Genomic DNA, 1,142 nt, shown 5'->3' with positions numbered 1-1,142 from the left:
AACGACGGCGACGTCACCGACGACACCAGCCTGTCGCTCAAGGGCACCGCCGATGCCGGCAACCTCGTGCTGCTGTACGTCAACGGCGAGCTGGCTGCCAGCGTCATTGCCGACGAAAACGGCAACTGGGGCACCGACCTGGCGCTGGTCGGCGATGGCGAGAAGGTCATTACCGCCAAGGCGCAGGACGAGGCTGGCCGTCACAGCGACGAGACCGCCCCGGTCTCCGTCATCCTCGACACCACCGCCCCGGAACAACCGGACGTGGTCAGCGCCGAGGACAACGCCGGCGCCATCACCGGCCCGATCGAGCCGGGCAGCGTGACCGACGAGGCCCAGCCGACCCTCAGCGGTTCGGGCGAGCCGGGCGATACCGTGAGCATCCTCGACAACGGTGAAGAGATCGGCACCGCCGTCATCGACGAGAACGGCCACTGGGAATTCACCCCGGAACAGCCGCTGGAAGAGGGCGACCACAGCATCAGCGTGGTCATCACCGATCCGGCCGGCAACGCCAGCCAGCCCAGCGAGTCGCTGGACTTCAGCGTCGACACCAGTGTGCCGCCGATGGTCATCGACCGCATCGAGCTGATCGACGATGTCGACCCGCTCACCGGGGTGATCGCCAACGGCGGTTCCACCGACGATGCTGCGCCGCTCGTACAGGGCCATGTCGAAGGTGAGGCCCAGTACGTGGAAATCTATGACGGCCAGACCCTGCTGGGCACCGCCCTGGTGGACGGCGAAGGCAACTGGAGCTTCCAGGCACCCGAGCTGGCCTCCGGCGAGCACAGCATCTCCGCCCGTCCGGTGAACGCCATCGGCCAGGAGGGCGAGGCCAGCGAGAGCATCGGCTTCACCGTGGTGGGCGAGGAAACCCTGCTGCCGCCGATGCCGGTCATCAGTGAAATCGTCGATGGCGAGGGCTCGGTCATCGGCCTGCTGAACGACGGCGACGTCACCGACGACGCCAGCCTGAGCGTCAGCGGTACCGCCGAAGCCGGCAACCTCGTGCTGCTGTACGTCAACGGTGAACTGGCTGCCAGCGTCGTCGCCGACGAACAGGGCAACTGGAGCACCGACCTGCCGCTGGCCGGCGATGGCGAGAAGGCCATCACCGCCAAGGCGCAGGACGAGGCCGG

The 1,142-nt window shown here is 67.7% G+C and carries 1 protein-coding gene; it reads left to right on the top strand.

Annotated elements, in window-relative coordinates:
- The coding region (locus DK254_RS06470; protein WP_256595821.1) for an Ig-like domain-containing protein at positions 1-1,142 on the top strand (1,142 nt) is incomplete at both ends.

The sequence above is a fragment of the Pseudomonas sp. RW407 genome, assembly GCF_003176655.1.
Lineage (GTDB): Bacteria > Pseudomonadota > Gammaproteobacteria > Pseudomonadales > Pseudomonadaceae > Pseudomonas > Pseudomonas delhiensis.
This window is presented reverse-complemented; position numbering and strand designations above follow the sequence as displayed.